The sequence below is a fragment of the Thermococcus celericrescens genome (assembly GCF_001484195.1).
Classification (GTDB): domain Archaea; phylum Methanobacteriota_B; class Thermococci; order Thermococcales; family Thermococcaceae; genus Thermococcus; species Thermococcus celericrescens.
On record NZ_LLYW01000002.1, the window covers coordinates 79,895 to 96,799 of the forward strand.

A 16,905-nucleotide genomic window follows, 5' to 3' on the forward strand; every position below is an offset into this window, starting at 1 on the left:
GGGGACAAACAACTACTCAACAAGCAACCAAGAGAAAAAGCAAACCATTTTAAGCCAAAAACGGTAAACTAACCACTAATGAAGAGAACAGTAACAGTCCAACTCCAGCCAAGCAAGGAACAAGAGAAAATCCTCTTTGAGTCAGCTAACGCTACCGCAGTAATCTGGAACAAGCTGAACTACCAAAGACTAAAACAATTCAAAGAATTCGGAAAAATAGACTTCCGGGGAACACAGCAAGAGGCCTATTATCAATTCAAAAACTGGATTGGAGGCTCAACAGTCCAAACTTTGGCGAGAAAGAACGCTGAAAGCTGGCGTTCATTCTTCGTACTCAACAAAAAGGAGAAAACTGGAGGACTGCCGGAATGGTTCAAACCCAAACCACCCGGTTTTATTAGAGAGAAGGACGGTAGGAAACTGTTTGTTATCCCAATCAGAAACGACCAGTATAGAATTTATGACAACGTTATCGAAATCAGACGCCTCGGAAAATTTGGGAAACTAAAACTCCAGTTTAAGGGCGGAATACACTTCAAATGCAAGCAAGGGAGGTTAGAAATAGTCTATGACGAGGTAAAGCGGAAGTGGTATGCGAAAATAAGCTTTAGGGTCAATCAAAAACTCACCAAAAACGGTTGGGTGAACCTTCCAAGAACTCCAAAGGGAAACCTTTCCGCTGGAATAGACCTTGGAGTGAACAATTTAATGGCCGTTTACGTCGAGAACGGTGAAAGCTTTCTCGTTAATGGAAGGCCATTAAAAGCTATTGACTTCTATTTTAGAAAAATCATTGCTGACTATCAGTCCAAACTCAACAAGTCGGGAGCAAAAACGAGTAGGAAGCTTAAAATGCTCCGCCGAAAGGCTAAACTACAAGCCAAACACTACATTAACACGGCAGTTAGGCAGACTGTTGAAAAACTCTACGAATTGGGTGTTAGCGAGATTGTTGTTGGCTATCCCAAGGGCATCGGTAGGAATTCTAACAAGGGTAAAAGGCAGAATTTCATTCTCTCCCACGTCTGGCGGTTCAATTACGTCATTAAACGTTTGATGGAAGTTGCGGAAGAGTTCGGTATCTCCGTCGAGGTTGTTGGTGAGGCTTTCACTTCCCAGCTTTGCCCTCTTTGCGGCCAACGCCATTCGAATGGTAGGATTTTCAGGGGTTTGTTTAAGTGCCGTGAAGAGGGCGTTGTCATGAATTCAGACATCGTTGGAGCGTTTAATATTTTGAAGAAGGCTGTGAAAACGATAACCCCGAGCCTCTCGGCTTTAACGGGAGGGAGGGGTAATTGGGGGAAGACCCGGCCAGAGGGGTTCTCCGAACCCCTTCAAAGGGGGCGATGCGGATTACCCCTCAAACTTCCCCGCCTTTGGGTTAGGGGGTTCCTCGTTGGAACCCCCGCCGTTCACGGCCGGGAGGAGGTCAGTGGTTGGGGGCTATTTCTCGCTCCCCTTCTCCTCCTTCTTATCCACCCAGAACCTTCTCGTCCTTATGAACTGCCGCTCCCGTTCCATTAGGGCGACGAGCAGGCCATCTCCTTTGTACTGGGCTAAAATTCTTGCCGCCGTGTCCGGCCCCGTTCCGTAGCTGGCCAGAGCCAAGACCGCCTCGAACCCGTAGGAATCCACGAGGTCGGCGGCCTTCAGCAGCTTCCTGTAGGTTCTCTCCTCCTTCCGCTCCAGCGGCTTTCCATGGCGAACTTTCTCCAAGACCGGGAGAAACTCCTCCGCATCTATTGGGTGAGCAACGGCGAGCATCTTCGAGCCGCAGCGCGGGCACTGCCTCAGCTCCACGTTCTGCAGTCTAATCACCCTCGTCTTCGAGTGCCAGCCGCAGTTGGTGCAGACCAGAACGACCTTGTGGTCGAGCAGTCTCTTCCTGAACAGCTCCAGTATCTCGTCCCTCTCCAGAACGCCGGAGAGCAGGAACTCGCCGCCGACGGTCATGTTGAGCTTGGCCAAAGTCGAGGGTTCCCTCCTAAGCTCGGTCTTCACCCTTATCGTACCCCTCTTGAGCATCTCAAGGACGAGCTCTCCCTTTCTTACGTCCACCTTGTCGTGGTACAGCTCGCTCAGGGTTTCCCTCTCCACCACCGTACCCTCGAAGAGCCTCTCGATTCTCCTTATCTTGGCGTCCCTCCTCAAAGCCCCGAACCGCTTCGCCACGTTAAGCATCCTCCACCGGTAGGCGTGTGAATCCCTCAGCGCTCTCGCGAGGACGAACTCCAAACTCTCCGGCTCCCCGTAGAGGTAGCCCTTCACCTCCTCCGGGTTCAGCTGGAAGGGCGTTTTGAAGACTATCGCGTGGGCCTGTGAGCGAACCGAAAAAACCCTTCCGTAGCGCAGAATCAGGAACGAGTGAACCAGCCTTCCGAGAGCCTCGTTGGCCCGGTTTCCAAAATCGGCGTGTATGACAAGTGCCTTGGGTGTGCTCTCGACGATGATATCGCGGTCGGTTGAGAAGGACTCATCTTTGATCTCGTCGAAAGCCCTCCTCAGCTCCTCCTCGCTGAACTCAACCCCCTCCAAAAGCCCCTTCGCCTTCTCGAAGTCAAAAGCCAACTCCCTCTTCAGCCTGCCTACGTCAAGGGCAACGCTGAATGGAACCGGAATCATCTCACCCTCCCAGCTCGGTATGGCGCTCTCAAGGCTCTTGCTCTCACGGACCTTCAAAAGCCTCGCCTCGTCATCGATTTTAAGCACAATCCAGCTCCGCCCGTTCATGACGAAGTCCATGCCCTCCTCCAGGTCCATCACGAACCTCTCGTCGAGTCTGCCTATGACGTGCCCGCTTCCGGCGTCGAAAGCCCTCCACGAAACCTCATCGGGAATCGTCGAGAGGTTCTCGTAGTAGTACTGGAAGGCTCCCCTCCTCAGGTAGAGCAGGCCGCTTTCTTCGTCGTAGCCTATCAGCCGAGCATCTTCGAGAACCGCCAGAACATCGAGGTAGTCCTCCCAGCTCAAATCCCGGTAAACGTAGGCTCTTTTCGCTATCTCGTAGGGCCTCTCGCGCGGGAGTCTCCTATACTCGACGAGCAGGCCGACAACGAAGTGGGCCAGAACATCAAGGCCGCCCATCGGCTCGACCGCCTCAAAACGGCCTTCGAGGGCGTGCTTCGCTATGACGAGGCTCTGGAGGTAGTCCTCGACGTTGGAAGTTATGACGTAGCCCTCGCTCACCTCGCCTATCCTGTGCTTAGCCCTTCCGACGCGCTGGACGAGCCTGTTCACCTGGCGGGGGCTCATGTACTGAATAACAACATCAACGTCGCCTATGTCTATGCCCAGCTCCATCGAGGACGTGCAGATTAGGGTCTTGATCCTGCCCTCCTTAAGGGCCCTCTCCGCTTTAATGCGTGCCTCCCTCGAAAGCGAGCCGTGGTGAACCTCGACCGGCTTCCCCCAGGCCTTGAGGCGGTGGGCCAAGATCTCCGCGAACTGGCGCGTGTTGGTGAATATGAGCGCCCTTCCGTGCTCCTCAACTATCCTCCAGAGGAGCCTCAGCCTCGCCGCTATCTCGGGGGAAAGGCTCAGCTCCCTGGCGAGCTTCATGTCCTTCTCGCCGGGCCTCGGATAGAGAACATGGAAGCGGTAGTTCTTCCTCCAGCTCGGCTTCACTATGACGTCTGCCCCTAACCATTCCCTCACTTCCTCCTCGTTGCCGACCGTTGCGGTCATGCCTATTCTTCTGAAGTCCGCAATCTCGGCCAAACGCTCAAGGCCGAGGAGCAGTTGCGCACCGCGCTTGTTATCGACCAGCTCGGCTATCTCATCGACGATGACGAACCTCACGTTTTCGAGGTGCTTTCTGAGGGATTTAACCGTCAGAATCACGCCGAGGGTTTCGGGGGTTATGATGAGCATCTGAGGGGGATTCCTCGTCTGCTTCGCCTTCCTGTAGGCTGAGGTGTCGCCGTGTCTGACCTCGACGGTTATTCCAAGTTTCTTTCCCCACCATTCCAGCCTCTCAAGCAGATCCCTGTTGAGGGCCTTGAGCGGTGCGATGTAGAGGGCGGAAATCGGTTTAAGTCCCTCTTCAAGGATTTCATTGAAGACGGGCAGAACGGCCGCTTCAGTTTTCCCCGAGCCGGTTGGAGCGATGACCAGAACGCTCTTCCTCGAACTAACCTCGCGGAATGCCCCCATCTGGACCTCGTTGAGCCTTCCGAAGCGCTCCCTGATGGCCTTTCTCAGGAGAGTGTGCATGATGAAAAATGAGCGCGGTGGTTTATAAGCCCAACCACCGTTAGATTTATAAGCGATATATCGTCCGATACATCGGTGATAGCAATGGAAGCCGCGAGGAAGAACGGAGCCTATGACATGGCCTACGCCAAGAGGGCGATGCTGGTGGTGGTCATCCTGCCGCTCCTCGTCATGTACACCGAGGCGATGCTCACTCCAGCACTGCCGACGATACAGAAGGAGTTTGGGATAAACCCCAACGACGTCAGCTGGGTGCTGACCATCTACCTCCTCGTCGGAACGGTGAGTGCCGCCATACTCGGCAAGCTCGGGGATATGTACGGCAAGAAGAGGATGTTTCTGGTGGCTTTAGGCTTCTACACGCTCGGCGTCATCCTCAACGGCTTCGCGCCGAGCTTTCACTGGCTTCTCGTTTCCCGCGGAATCCAGGGCCTCGGAATGGCCATATTCCCCCTCGCCTTCAGCCTCGTCCGTGAGGAGTTCCCGCCCGAGATGGTGCCTCAGGTTCAGGGAATGACAAGTGCCATGTTTGGCGTCGGTATGGTTATCGCGCTCCCCCTTGGCGCGTATGTAACCCAGAACTTCGGCTGGCGCTGGACGTACCACTCGGCGGCACCGTTTGCGGTTCTGATGTTTATACTCGCCTGGAGGGTTCTCCGCGAGAGCCGCTACGTGAACCCCGGAAAGCTCGACTGGCCGGGGGCGCTCTTCCTGGTCTGGGCGGTCGTGCCAGCTCTCGTCGCCGTAACGAGGGCCCCCAACGTCGGCTGGAGGGCGGAGCAGACGCTCGTGCTCTTCGGAGTGTCCATCGTTGGAGTCATCGCGCTCTGCCTCTGGGAGAAGAGGGCCGACAACCCGCTGATTCCGCTCGACATAATATCCTCCAGAAATCCCGCCATAGTGAACCTCGGCATAATGTTCGCGGCCTTCGGAATATCCATGATGAGCCAGGCGAACACCTACATCTTCCAGATGAAGCCGCCCTACGGCTTCGGCAAGACGATACTCGAAAGCGGCCTGCTCATGACCCCTATGGCCCTTGCGATGCTGGTCGTAGCTCCCCTGGCCGGCAAACTGATGCCCAGGATAGGTGCGAAGCCTTTGGCCATAACCGGTGCCCTGACAGCAAGTGCAGGCCTGGCTCTGCTCTCCCAGTACGCCACCCAGCTCTCCCTCACCCAGTTCGTGGCCCTCATAACGGTCGTCGGGGCCGGAATAACCCTGATGAACGTCTCCTTCATCAACGTGCTGGTGTTCTCAGTTCCCCCGAGGGTCATGGGAGTGGCGACCGGAGCGAACAGCCTGTTCAGAAACTTCGGCTCGACCTGGGGACCTGCCATAGCGGGAACCGTCATGAGCACCTACTACATACTCGTGCACATCCCCCAGGTGCCGGTGCCCATCAAGATACCGACGGAGAAGGCCTACGAGGTGCTCTTTGGCACTTCGGCCCTCGTCTACCTATTCCTCGCCCTGCTCAGCCTGGCCATCGTCGAGGTCATGAAGGGCGGAAAGATACACGAGGTGGAGAACGAGGGAGAAAGGGAAATAACAGTCGGCTGATTTCTCTTTTATTCCTCATTCTCCCCGGTATGCCCTCAGATACAGCTTCCTTATTTCCTCGGGCTTCGGTTCGACCGGGTTAAAAGCTATAAGCCCGTCGCGGTAGGCTTTTTCGGCCATCTCTTCGACCCTCTCGACGAAGGTCTCCTCATCGACCAGTTCGCTCAGCCTCGGAACGCCGAGCATCTCGTTGAGCTCCCCCGCAACCTCGATGAGGTCCTTCGCCGTCTGGAAGCCCAGCTCCCTCGCTATCTCTGCGTAGCGCTTCCTCGCGTAGTCGCTCCTCTCGGCGTTGAACTCCATCACGTAGGGAAGGAATATCGCGTTGAGGAGTCCATGTGGACCAATCCACGCTGCTTTGTGGCTCATCGCGTGGCATAGGCCGAGGCGCGCGTTGAGGAACGCTATCCCCGCCATCGTTGCCGCGTAGTGAACCCTCGCCCTCGCGTCCCCGTCGCCCTTAACCGAGAGCGGGAGCCACCTGTAAACGGTCTTTATCGCCTTAATCGCCATGGCGTCGCTGAAGGGAGAAGCGACTTTCGTCGTGTGCGCCTCTATTCCATGAACGAGGACGTCAAGGCCCGAGTTCCGCGCCACCTCAGCGGGCATCGTCCTCGGCAGCCGGGGGTCGAGGATGGCTACATCGGGCGCTATCTCCGGAGTGACTATGTTGTATTTGACTCCGCCCTTCTTCAGCACGCTCGCCCCGGAAACTTCGCTCCCGGCACCGCTGGTTGATGGTATCGCTATTAACCTCGTCCTCAGCTTCGGAACCGGCTTTGGTCTCGAAAACCTGTCTATGAAGGCTATCTCCTCGAAGTTCAGCTCCGGGGCATCGTAGAAGACCTTCAAAGCCTTAGTCGTGTCGATGACACTGCCCCCTCCCATGGACACGAGAAGGTCAGGCTCGAACTCCCGCACCTTGGGCAGGAACTCCTCTATGACCTCAACGCTCGGCTCCGCCGGAAGGCCGGCTATCGAGAAGACCTCCGCGCCGGCCTCCTTCACGTAGTCCTCGGCCTCGCTCAGGAAGCCGTGCCTCTTCATCGAACGGGAGGCCAGGATAAGAACGCGCTCGTGCCCCCTTACTTCCTTGGAGAGCTTCCCAAGGGAGCCCTCGCCCTCAATGAGTTTTGTCTTCAGCCAGAACATCTCCATCACCGGTTAAGATTGGGCGGGTGGGCTTTTAACGTTCTCGGCCGGGTTAACCTCAAGTTCGAAACCTTTCGGTAGAGAAATTCTTTAATTCTCGCCTTTTAGTCTACATTCGATGCTGGTGAGGGGCAAAATCGTCGGCGAGAAATTTACCGCACCCTTTGAGATTCTAAAGACCGGGGACGGCATTTCCCTCAGGGTCGAACTCCCGGGTGAGCCCTTTGAGTACTCGACGGACTGCCACTGCCTCGAACCCCTTGAGCTTCTCGGCCTCCTCCTGCCGGCCATAGAGGAGGAAATCGGGGAGATAAAGGGAGTTTTCGTCGAGGATGTGGAGGAGAAGAGGTCGGTTTTTGAGAGGGTTAGGGGATTGTTGAGGAAAACGTTTTAGTATTCTCTTTTCCAAGCTAATACGGTGGTTGCATGAGTCTCTCGGCGAGGCGCGTTCAGCTGATGATAACGTATCCTCATCTAAAGAAGTTCTTGAAGAAAGCTCCTCCTCTAGAGGAGGTCAGGGAGCTTTTGAAATCCGTTAAGGGCGAGTTGAGTGATGACATCCTAAGGGAGAGGGCTGAAGAATGGAGGTAGCCTTCTTCGACACAAGCGCCCTTGTGAAGCATTACCACGTTGAGCGGGGAAGTTCTATTGTTAATGAGCTGATGGAAACGTACATCGTGGCTATCTCGGAGCTCGCTATCGTTGAAATGACGTCTGCGTTGATGAGACGGCATCTCAGCGGTGAACTCAAAAAGAGCACCCTTGAATGGGCATTGGAGAGGTTTTACTCAGACCTTGAAGATTACGTCGTCGTTCCAATCTCCAGCGAGACGATAAGCCTTGCGACTTCCCTTGTGATAAAGCACGGTCTCAAAACTCTCGACTCCCTTCAGCTGGCCTCCGCACTCAGGATAAAAGATGAGGCTAAAGTCTTCGTTACCTTTGATGAAAAGTTGAAAAATGCCGCAGAAAAAGAAGGCTTCACGGTTCTTCCCTGAACAGCCTCTTCAAATTCCTCTCGAAGGGCGGGTAAACGACGCCTCTGTCGGTTATTATGCCCGTCAGGTACCTGTGCGGTGTGACATCAAAGGCCGGGTTGTAGACGTCCACATCGGGGGCAATCCTGCAGCCACCGCAGGTGAGAACTTCCTCGGGCTTCCTTTCCTCGATGGGTATCTCCTTCCCGCTCTTGAGGCTCATGTCTATTGTCGAGAGCGGTGCGACCGTGAAGAACGGTATCCCATGCTCCTTGGCGAGAACGGCCAAAGTATAGGTTCCTATCTTGTTGGCGAAGTCGCCGTTGGCCACTATCCTATCCGCGCCGACGATGATAGCATCAACCTTCCCCTGCTGCATGACAAAGCCGGCCATGTTGTCACTTATGAGTTTGAGAGGTATTCCATCGTAGTGGTACTCCCACACGGAAAGCCTTGCGCCCTGAAGGACGGGCCTCGTCTCGTCCACCCAAAGGAGCTTGAGGTTCCCATCGCGATGCATGACCCTCAGAACTGCCCCAACTGTCCCGAGCTGAACGGTTGCCAAGCTGCCAGCGTTGCAGTGCGTTAGAATGTTCCCCTCCGGGAGAGCCTCGGCACCGTAGTGGCCCATCCTGAGGTTGGCCTCGACGTCCTCGTCCGCTATCCTCTGTGCCTCGGCGACGATCATGTGCTTAATCTCGTCGAGCGGACTCTCAAGGTTCTCCTCTACCAGTTTCTTAATCCTGTTGAGCGCCCAGAAGAGGTTCACAGCGGTTGGCCGGGTGTTCTTAAGCCTGTCGTATGCGCTGTAAAAGCCGTCCATGAACTCGTCCCGGGTTTTAGCTTTGCTTGTGTCGGCGTAGAGGGCCAGACCGAAGGCTGCCGCCGCACCTATTGCCGGCGCACCGCGGACCTTCATCGTGATTATTGCTTCGGCGACCTCATCAACGGTTCCCAGCTCTATCGTCTTGAACTCTCCCGGCAAAAGTGTTTGGTCTATCATGATGACCTTCCCACTTTCATATCGTACGCTCCTTGGGAGCCTCGTCAACTCCTCTGGCCTGTATCTTACCTCCATAGCCACCACCCCAAAGGGTTTAAGGAAGGAACTTAAATCTCCTTCGGTGGTTGAAATGACGTTGAGGATATTCGTTACCGGTCCGGCGGGAGTCGGGAAGACAACGCTGGTGGAGAGGGTTGCGAGGGAAGCCGACCGCTGGGGCTACCTCGTCGGTGGGATGATAACGAAGGAAGTACGGAGGAACGGAAGGCGCGTGGGTTTCAGGATCACGGCCCTCGACACCGGAGAGGAGGGAACCCTGGCCAGCGTTAGGAGGACCTCGCACCTCCCGGGCGTTCCTTTCGGGAAGTACGTCGTCCACGTTGACGAAATAAACCGTGTCGGCGTTTCGGCGATAAAACGCGCCCTGGTTGAGGCCGACCTGATAGTCATAGACGAAATCGGCCCGATGGAGTACAAGAGCGACGAGTTCATCCGTGTTGTTGGCGAGGTTCTGAAGTCGGAAAAGTCCCTTCTGGCCGTTGTGCACAGAAAGATGGCCGATAAGTTCCGCCCCCTTGGAAAGCTCTACACGCTGAGCGTCGAGAACAGAAACAGAGCCTTCGCTGAGGTAATGGACGAAGTTATGAAAGAACTGAAGGGAGTCAGAGGTTGAGGCTGTCCTTGCAGCTCTCGCATATCCACTTCTCGCCGCCCTCGATGTAGACCTTGTAGAGTGGGCCGTACTGTCCGCAGAGCTCGCAGATTCCGTAGACCTCAGTCTCCTCGCTGGTTTCCTCCTCACTCTCACTGTTGTACGCGTTGAGTGCAGCGAGGAGATCAGCGGCGGTGACGAAGCCTATCGGCCTTCCAAGCCTAGTAACGAGGAGCCTCCTGATGCCCTTGTCCATCATCTTGTCGATCGCGTCCTGAACCTCGTAGTCGTCCTCGATGGTTATCGGGTTCTTTGTCATGACCTCCTCGACCTTGACGGTCTTGGGGTCCCTTCCCTTCGCGACGACCTTGTCGAGTATGTCGCGGTCGGTGATTATTCCAACGATTTCGTCGCCTTTAACAACAACCGCGCTTCCCACCTTGTTCTTTGAGAGAATCTTGGCGATCCTGTGGACGGTGTCGTCCGGCTTGACGATGACTGCCTTCCTTTTAACCACTTGTCCCACGGCTATCCTAGGTGCCATTTTATCACCTCGCCAACGGGGGTTGGAGAAGAAACTTAAAAACCTTTTCTTCAACCCCTGCGCTTCAGAATGTACGAAATCAGGAGAAACGTTAAGATGAACGCAGCAATGGCCAAGCCCACCGAAACGGCCGTTGCATGGGCTTCAAGGCCGGAACGGGGCACCGTGGAGTGAAGCGCATAGAGCACGGATTCGGTACTCGTGTTCGTTGCCGATGGAACGGTGGCCCTTTCAGATGCCACCATCATCGAGACGTTGTCCACCGCCGACTGCGTGATTGACTCGGGTGCACCGCCGGAACTTACGAGGGGCAGTACATTCCGCGCCGCGGCGTACACACCGGCCGCCACCAGCCCGGCGAGGCCCAGGCTTATAACGTGCAGCTTCTCAAAGCTCATAACAGCTTTCTTCCTCACCTTTGCAACGTTCCGGCGAGGTACGAGAAGTATGGGCCTGTTGGAGGCGCGATAGAGCTTAACCTCCTGGAGCCTCTTCCCGTACTTCTTCCCCGCCACCTCGATGAGGCCGACCTTGAGCATTTTGTCTATGTGGTATGAGACCGTGGAGATGGGGAGGCTCAGCTCGCGGGATATCTCGCTTATTGACAGCGCCTGATCTTCCACGAGATGCAGGATGGCTATCGCTTTGTCGTTCATCAGAATCTGCGCGAGCTCCTTGGCCCTTTCGTCGTGTATGTCTATTGTCTCATAGTCCAAACGGCGCCACCTGGGGAGAATACGGTGAGGACGTATTAAATCTTTTCACAGCTTCAAGCCAGTTTGAAGCGTCAGAAGAGCCCCGAAGGAAAAGGAAAGGGAGTCGAATTCACGGCTTCTCCATAACGATCTCGATGGTCGAGGTGTTGGCGGTCCTGCCGTCGGCGGTCGGGAGCTCCTCGGTGCCGATCCTGATCTCCTTGACCCTGACCTCTGGGAGGAACCTGTTCCTGACGATCTCGGCGACATCGACGGCCCTGCTGATGGCCCTACCGCGAGCCTTGACGCTGACCTCCTTGGCGCCCTCGTTGAACTGGGTTATCACAGCGAGGACGTAGTTCATAACCGGCTTCTTTCCAATGTAGACGACGTGCTCCTCAGCCATTTCTGGCACCTCCGGAAGTTTTGTCGTTAGGCTATCGTTGGGTTCCGGTTAAATACTTTTCGGTCGTTTAATAGCGTTATTGAACACTCCTGTGGCTCCGATGAGCGAATCAAATGACCAACCATGTTCCTGCAAATTTATGTTAAGCGAAAGGTTTTAAGGTCTAGAAATTGCCATATGGTTGGTGATAAGATGGCCGTTCATCCGATAGATTACCGCTACGGAAGCGAGGAAATGAGGCGCATCTGGGACGAGGAGAACAAGCTTCAAAAACTCCTCGATGTGGAGGCGGCTCTGGCAAGGGCCCATGCAAAGGTTGGAAACATACCCGAGGATAGTGCCCACGTCATCTCCGAGAGGGCCAACACGAAGTGTGTCAAAGTGGAGCGTGTCAAGGAGATAGAGGCCGAGATACACCACGATATAATGGCCGTCGTCAAGGTCCTGAGCGAAGTCTGCGGAGAACACGGTAAGTACGTCCACCTAGGGGCGACCTCCAACGATATAATAGACACGGCCAACGCGCTCCTCATAAAGGAAAGCCTCGTCATAGTGGAGAACGACCTCAAGGAGCTGCGCTCGATCCTCAAGAACCTCGCCAGGGAGCACAAATACACCGTCTGCATAGGCAGGACTCACGGCCAGCACGCGGTGCCGACCACCTACGGCATGAAGTTTGCGATATGGCTCGACGAGATACAGAGGCACATAGACAGGATAGAAGAGCTGAAGGAGAGGATTTTGGTTGGCCAGATGAGCGGCGCCGTTGGAACCATGGCCAGCTTCGGGGAGAAGGGCCTCGAGATACAGCGTCTCGTCATGAAAGACCTCGGCCTGAAGCCGGCCAAGATAAGCAACCAGATAATCCAGCGCGACGTTTATGCGGAACTCATGATGGTTCTCGCTCTCATTGCCTCAACCCTCGACAAGATTGCCCTGGAGATAAGAAACCTTCAGAGGACGGAGATACTCGAAATCAGTGAGCCCTTTGGGAAGAAGCAGGTGGGCTCTTCTACTATGCCCCACAAGAGGAACCCCATCAGGAGCGAGAAGGTGAGCGGCCTGGCGAGGGTTCTCTACTCGAACGTCTTCCCGGCCCTGCTCAACAATCCCCTCTGGCACGAGAGAGACCTCACAAATTCCTCCGTTGAGCGCGTTATCCTCCCCGAGAGCTTTGTCCTCCTTGATGAAATGCTGAAGAGCATTAAGAAAGTTCTTGCCGGCCTGGAGTTTTTCTCCGAGAACATTGAAAGGAACCTCTACATGACCAACAACCTCATCATGGCCGAGCCGTTGATGCTGAAGCTAACTGAGAAGGGCATGGGGAGGCAGGAGGCACATGAACTCGTCAGACAGCTCGCGATGAAGGCATTTGGGGAGAATAGAGACCTGATTGAGGTTGCCAGGGAAAACGAAGATGTTAGAAAGTTCTTAAGCCAGGATGATTTTGAGAGCCTGAAGCCAGGGAACTACATAGGGATGGCCCCGCAGATAGTCGACAACGTAATCGCGTGGATAGAGGAAAAAGAGCGAAAAGAAGGGCGGTGAGGCTTTGATTTCTTGCCTTTTATCTTATGCATCATCTTTGTTGCTCCGCCATCATTGTTGAAGTTGTCTCTCAAATTTTTGGGCGAATTATTACATTTAATTGTAGTAATTTTTATGTTTTTTATTTGATTCTTATTCATACCTAACTCATGTTGTGTGTTTGATTCCTGTTTATTCGACTTAAAAATTACTCGTTAAAATATTAAAAAATTTGGATTTTTAACTTTTTCTTAGCGTAATTTCCACAATCGTCTTAGGTAGGGCAAGATGTGTGGCTGGCATATACCGACGAGTGACTTTGTCCCTGCTGCTGTCTTTGAGTCCACTGGCAGTAGCATCCACGACTGGAACCGATACTACCTTTAATTGTAATCAATTTTTGGTCTGTAGAAGCCGGACCTTGTCGATAAAATCCCCCAATTCAGAAAGGGTGTCCATAGTTGTACCCTCAATATCCAGTTGAGGGGGATAATCTGGTTGCGGGTTGTCTATATGTGCTCAGCTTGTGTTGTTCAATCCTGCTCAGTACATCATGATAATTTATTTGCAGTTCCTGCAGCTGTAGCTCTGTCTCCCGAATCAGATGCAAATTAAGAGTTCTTGACGTCTCCGGCACTACCTCCGTGGGGATCACTTCAATCCACCGTGGCATTTGTCGATGGCACGGGTAGCAGTTAGCTGGAACATAGAGCTTTGAGCATGTAAGTGATGCCCCATGCGATTCCACCCCTCGGCCACTCTGTTTCTGCTCTTTTTAATGTTCAGGTATGTCCATGGATTTTGGATATAAGACACATTATAGGAAAATTAAATAAAGTGGTAAATACCAACAAGGGGCGACAGTGAGGGTCGCGGGCATCTACTGTCGGCGCCAGTGCAGGTGCGCCAAGTCCTTTGTAGGCCCCTGTGGGCTTTTCTGAGTGGGGAGATATCCATATAAAGGGCCGGTGAATACACACCTTCGTGTATTGAATACGACGTTGCTTTCAGGTATCCCAATTCACACTGGAGGTGTTCGGCGGATGAACAATACCAGTACTCCCAAATATGGAGCCTCTGGGTACAGGTACCTGAGGCCGCTGGCCGAGGAGATAATCCTCAAGAAGCTTGAGAGGGTCTCCACCGCACGTAATTCAATCAGCCCGTTCTTCCGAGAGAACTACAGAACCAAGCACCTTGAATTTGTCATACCGTTTAAAGCCCTCACCAGTATGGAGAAGCATGTCCTGAAGGAGGCGGGATATCCCGAGAGGCTTGTACGGGGAGACGAGAATGTGGGACTAGCTAAGGCCTTCGTTATCGATGTGCGGGCGGTTGAGGCTACGTCTCCCGAGCTAGCGGAGGCAATACTATCCGCGTATCGGCGGATGTGATCGTCAGTGGGGCTCACATAGTCTGACTGTACCGTGCGGGAGCTTGCTCCCACATATTTTTAGCAAACGTTGCATGAACGGGGTCGAACCCGTTTGGGCTGTATGAATGTGTTCATCTTTTGGGATTTTACTTTTTTAGATGGTAGATTTTTTGAGTTTACCAATTTTTTAAAATTGTAATATCACGATTTTTGAAAATTTTGATATTCTTATTTGATATTATCTTAATTTCAATAATAAATCATAAAGTATTTATTGAAGAATAAAAACAAGTACTTTTAATGACTTTCTTAAAAAGTAAGAATTCACCCAAAATTTGAGAGATAAACCCCCGCACAAAAATTAGGCAACCCTAAAAAGAATAAACGGCCGGGAAACCCCGTCTGGCAAAAACGGACCATAATATCATTCGGAGGTTAGAAAAGAGGACAGTTATTCCTCTTCAACGATGTTCTTTGGAACCTCATTCCCCTGGGGCAGTATCACGAGTTCCCGCCCCTCGACCAGCATCTGGGCAACTTTTTTCCTGGCCGAGCTCAGCGCCCTCCACACGGTGCCGCGGGAAACTCCCATTCTCTTTCCAGCTTCTTCCTGCGTCAGCCCTTCGTGATCCACCAGCCTAAGGGCTTCGAATTCCTCGTAGGTCATGAAAATCGGCGGTTTAGGCTGACCCATCGGGGGTAACGCGGGATAGAAATGTCTAACCTCCGGAACGAATCCTATCATCCTCAGTTTCCTTCTCCTTCCCCTTCCGCGGCCCCAGCCGGGTCCCATTCCCATCGGCATGGCTATCAAAGACCTTTGAGCTTTGGGGTTTATAGGCTTTCCCCCGCCCAGTAAGGGTTATAACTCTTCCCACTAACTCCTGGGTGGTGAGAGATATGGAGTTTCACGTGACTGAGAGGAAGATAGGATGGCACAAGGACTTTGACAGCTCGCATTTCCTTGCCCTGCCCTACGAGAGCAAGTGCCTCCGGATACATGGGCACACATACAACGTGGACGTTGAGATATGGGGTGACGTTAATGAGAACGGCATGATATTTGACTTCAACCACCTCAGCAGGCTTATCAAGCTCCTCGACCACAGGATCATCGTGAGCGAGAGCTGGATTGTGGAGAGGAAGGAAGGTCTTATTGTCATTGAAAAGAATGGAAAACGTCTGGAGTTGCCTGCGGATGAGGCGGTGATCTTGGATAAGCCCAACGTCACCGCCGAGTACATAGCCGAGTGGTTCGCGGAGAGGATAACGGAGAAGGCGGGGGAAAACGTGAGAAAAATCCGGGTCAAGATATGGGAAGACCCGAGGAGCTACGCGGAGGTAACCCTGGAGAGATGACTCTTAACTCCCTTTTTGTGTTTGTCTCTATTTTCGAAACCTGTAGATAGAAAGACGTCCACGTTGACCGCGTGGCGTGCCCCTGGCTTATAAGCGTTTTATCGACCCGGAGGCGGAGTTTATCTTCATGCCCCGCGATACCGGCCCGGCGACCATCACCGAGGGAATACCCTTTGATTTTAAGGGGGTTGAGCTCGGTCATCACGATGGGAAATGCTCCTTTGACGCTTTCGTTGAGAAGTACAACATAACCGACCGGCCGTTCTGAAAGAACCCCCAGCCTCTGGCGGTTGCCCTCGATATACTCGCGAGGGCTGTTTTATAGGTGAGACAAACGGAACATTTGAGTTCTTTTGTTTTTCGTAATTTTTAAATAGTTTTAGTTTGATTTTTGATTGGCTTAACAGTCCCTGATATGTGGGGTTTGTAAGCCCGAATGGGGGCTGTTGAAAGCTCTGAAGATGTGGGGAGTCACCGTTCCCCCCGAAAGCCAGCCAATGAAGACGGGAGGCTGGAAGGTCATCCGCTACGATTACTTCAAAAATTTCAAAAGTAGCGGATAACCAGAACGGTACAGGAGGATATGCAAGGATTACTACGAAACCCTAAACCCTCGAGAAGGAGTTTTACTTTTTTCTTTTTCAAGCTTTGTCCTTTGAGGCGGATGGGTAATCGGCAGTTCAGCCTTTAATTAGTCGAAACCCTTTTAGAAACCGGTGACGGGAGTAGGAGATGAGTGCCCGAAAACCTTCCCGCCACTGGCAAAGGGTTAACTCGCTGGAACCCCCGCCGTTCACGGCCGGGAGGAGGTCAGGAAGCAGATTGAAGAGGGAAAGGCTTAGCAGCCATTCTCCCTTTTTTCGGGGAGTACCTCTTCGATTCCGCAGTCCTTGTAAACCTTCGCAAGCATCTCTCCGGCCTTCTTTCTGAGCTCGCTGAAATACGCCTTCCCGCAGGTTTCCTCCGCCTCGATTGTCAGCAGGTAGGCGGTTTTCATGTAGGCCGGACCTATCTCGCAGTCGGACCTTTCTGCAATCTTCCCCGCTATGTCCACGAGATAGCCGACGAACGAATGGAGGAGCCGTCTGTAGTCGTTCTCAAAGCCATGCTCGTTGAGCCAACCCTTGAGGGTAAGGAAGACTTTGAATGCCGGCACCTCGACGTTTTCGTCCCCGTAGCGGCGGTATCTGATGAGAAGATACTGGAAGACTGAGATGAGAAACTTTCCAACGTCGGCTTTCGTTCCGCCGTTTTCCTCAATGAACTCCTCGAATTCCCTTAAGCCGGCTTTCCCGCTCTCGAGAAAGGCCATCAGCATGGCCGCGTAGGGTGTTGAGTACTGGGAGAAGTCAACCTCGCCGAATTCCGGAATCTCTGGAAAGATACGCATTATCGCCCCTTTGGTGTCCATTCCTTCCACCCAAAACCGTTAAATCGGGG

18 protein-coding genes are annotated in these 16,905 nt (G+C 53.4%); 10 read left to right on the forward strand and 8 right to left on the reverse strand.

The annotated features are described in order from the left end of the window. Positions 1-78: 78 nt before the first annotated feature. Positions 79-1,524, forward strand: a complete 1,446-nt coding sequence (locus APY94_RS00775; RefSeq protein WP_342667050.1) for an RNA-guided endonuclease InsQ/TnpB family protein — start codon at positions 79-81, stop codon at positions 1,522-1,524. On the opposite strand, the gene APY94_RS00780 is transcribed toward APY94_RS00775, so the two are convergent. Then, positions 1,444-4,212 (reverse strand): DEAD/DEAH box helicase, encoded by a 2,769-nt coding sequence (locus tag APY94_RS00780; protein WP_058937830.1) that lies wholly within the window; start codon positions 4,210-4,212, stop codon positions 1,444-1,446. The two genes, APY94_RS00775 and APY94_RS00780, sit on opposite strands and share 81 nt — an antisense overlap. Before the next feature lie 84 nt (positions 4,213-4,296). Between APY94_RS00780 and APY94_RS00785 the strand changes: the two genes are divergently transcribed. Next, entirely contained in the window at positions 4,297-5,775 is a 1,479-nt protein-coding gene (locus APY94_RS00785) for an MFS transporter (RefSeq protein ID WP_058937831.1), read from the forward strand. 15 nt (positions 5,776-5,790) lie between these two features. On the opposite strand, the gene APY94_RS00790 is transcribed toward APY94_RS00785, so the two are convergent. Then, positions 5,791-6,927 carry an iron-containing alcohol dehydrogenase gene (locus tag APY94_RS00790; protein WP_058937832.1) on the reverse strand — a complete coding sequence of 379 codons (1,137 nt, stop codon included), beginning with the start codon at positions 6,925-6,927 and terminating at the stop codon, positions 5,791-5,793. Positions 6,928-7,045: 118 nt separating this feature from the next. On the opposite strand from APY94_RS00790, the gene APY94_RS00795 reads away from it, so the two are divergent. The 3 genes from APY94_RS00795 to APY94_RS00800 are packed head-to-tail and all read left to right on the forward strand — an operon-like array spanning position 7,046 to position 7,925. Continuing rightward, complete coding sequence (locus APY94_RS00795) at positions 7,046-7,321, forward strand: hypothetical protein (protein ID WP_058937833.1); 276 nt, start codon at positions 7,046-7,048, stop codon at positions 7,319-7,321. Between the two features lie 32 nt (positions 7,322-7,353). Beyond that, complete coding sequence (locus APY94_RS13075; protein WP_157065425.1) at positions 7,354-7,518, forward strand: hypothetical protein; 165 nt, start codon at positions 7,354-7,356, stop codon at positions 7,516-7,518. Beyond that, the gene (locus tag APY94_RS00800) at positions 7,509-7,925 is read left to right on the forward strand and encodes a type II toxin-antitoxin system VapC family toxin (RefSeq protein ID WP_058937834.1); all 417 of its coding nucleotides are present in this window, start codon (positions 7,509-7,511) and stop codon (positions 7,923-7,925) included. Before APY94_RS13075 ends, APY94_RS00800 begins: the two co-directional genes overlap by 10 nt. Here APY94_RS00800 and mtnA read toward each other — a convergent pair. Further along, positions 7,909-8,982, reverse strand: a complete 1,074-nt coding sequence (gene mtnA, locus APY94_RS00805) for an S-methyl-5-thioribose-1-phosphate isomerase (protein ID WP_058937835.1) — start codon at positions 8,980-8,982, stop codon at positions 7,909-7,911. The two genes, APY94_RS00800 and mtnA, sit on opposite strands and share 17 nt — an antisense overlap. A 55-nt stretch (positions 8,983-9,037) precedes the next feature. Here mtnA and APY94_RS00810 point away from each other — a divergent pair, with 55 nt between their 5' ends. Beyond that, entirely contained in the window at positions 9,038-9,580 is a 543-nt protein-coding gene (locus APY94_RS00810; RefSeq protein WP_058937836.1) for an NTPase, read from the forward strand. Here the strand turns inward: APY94_RS00810 and APY94_RS00815 are convergent. From APY94_RS00815 to albA, 3 genes are all read right to left on the reverse strand, one after another. After that, complete coding sequence (locus APY94_RS00815; RefSeq protein WP_014011659.1) at positions 9,570-10,103, reverse strand: CBS domain-containing protein; 534 nt, start codon at positions 10,101-10,103, stop codon at positions 9,570-9,572. The genes APY94_RS00810 and APY94_RS00815 overlap by 11 nt on opposite strands. Before the next feature lie 50 nt (positions 10,104-10,153). Then, entirely contained in the window at positions 10,154-10,819 is a 666-nt protein-coding gene (locus tag APY94_RS00820; RefSeq protein WP_058937837.1) for an ArsR/SmtB family transcription factor, read from the reverse strand. A gap of 109 nt (positions 10,820-10,928) precedes the next feature. Continuing rightward, positions 10,929-11,204 (reverse strand): DNA-binding protein Alba, encoded by a 276-nt coding sequence (gene albA / locus APY94_RS00825; protein ID WP_014011661.1) that lies wholly within the window; start codon positions 11,202-11,204, stop codon positions 10,929-10,931. Positions 11,205-11,396: 192 nt separating this feature from the next. On the opposite strand from albA, the gene purB reads away from it, so the two are divergent. Both purB and APY94_RS00835 read left to right on the forward strand, forming a co-directional pair. Continuing rightward, the gene (purB, locus tag APY94_RS00830; protein WP_058937838.1) at positions 11,397-12,752 is read left to right on the forward strand and encodes an adenylosuccinate lyase; all 1,356 of its coding nucleotides are present in this window, start codon (positions 11,397-11,399) and stop codon (positions 12,750-12,752) included. Positions 12,753-13,774: 1,022 nt separating this feature from the next. Then, the gene (locus APY94_RS00835; protein WP_058937839.1) at positions 13,775-14,125 is read left to right on the forward strand and encodes a hypothetical protein; all 351 of its coding nucleotides are present in this window, start codon (positions 13,775-13,777) and stop codon (positions 14,123-14,125) included. A gap of 432 nt (positions 14,126-14,557) precedes the next feature. Here APY94_RS00835 and APY94_RS00840 read toward each other — a convergent pair whose 3' ends face one another. Continuing rightward, complete coding sequence (locus APY94_RS00840; protein ID WP_058937864.1) at positions 14,558-14,911, reverse strand: DUF134 domain-containing protein; 354 nt, start codon at positions 14,909-14,911, stop codon at positions 14,558-14,560. A gap of 95 nt (positions 14,912-15,006) precedes the next feature. Here APY94_RS00840 and APY94_RS00845 point away from each other — a divergent pair, with 95 nt between their 5' ends. Next, the gene (locus tag APY94_RS00845) at positions 15,007-15,465 is read left to right on the forward strand and encodes a 6-pyruvoyl trahydropterin synthase family protein (RefSeq protein ID WP_058937840.1); all 459 of its coding nucleotides are present in this window, start codon (positions 15,007-15,009) and stop codon (positions 15,463-15,465) included. A 127-nt stretch (positions 15,466-15,592) separates the two neighbouring features. Continuing rightward, positions 15,593-15,733, forward strand: coding sequence for a chromate resistance protein ChrB domain-containing protein (locus tag APY94_RS12815; RefSeq protein ID WP_211259681.1), 141 nt, complete (start codon positions 15,593-15,595; stop codon positions 15,731-15,733). Positions 15,734-16,303: 570 nt separating this feature from the next. Here the strand turns inward: APY94_RS12815 and APY94_RS00850 are convergent. After that, complete coding sequence (locus APY94_RS00850; protein ID WP_058937841.1) at positions 16,304-16,876, reverse strand: hypothetical protein; 573 nt, start codon at positions 16,874-16,876, stop codon at positions 16,304-16,306. Positions 16,877-16,905 lie beyond the last annotated feature (29 nt).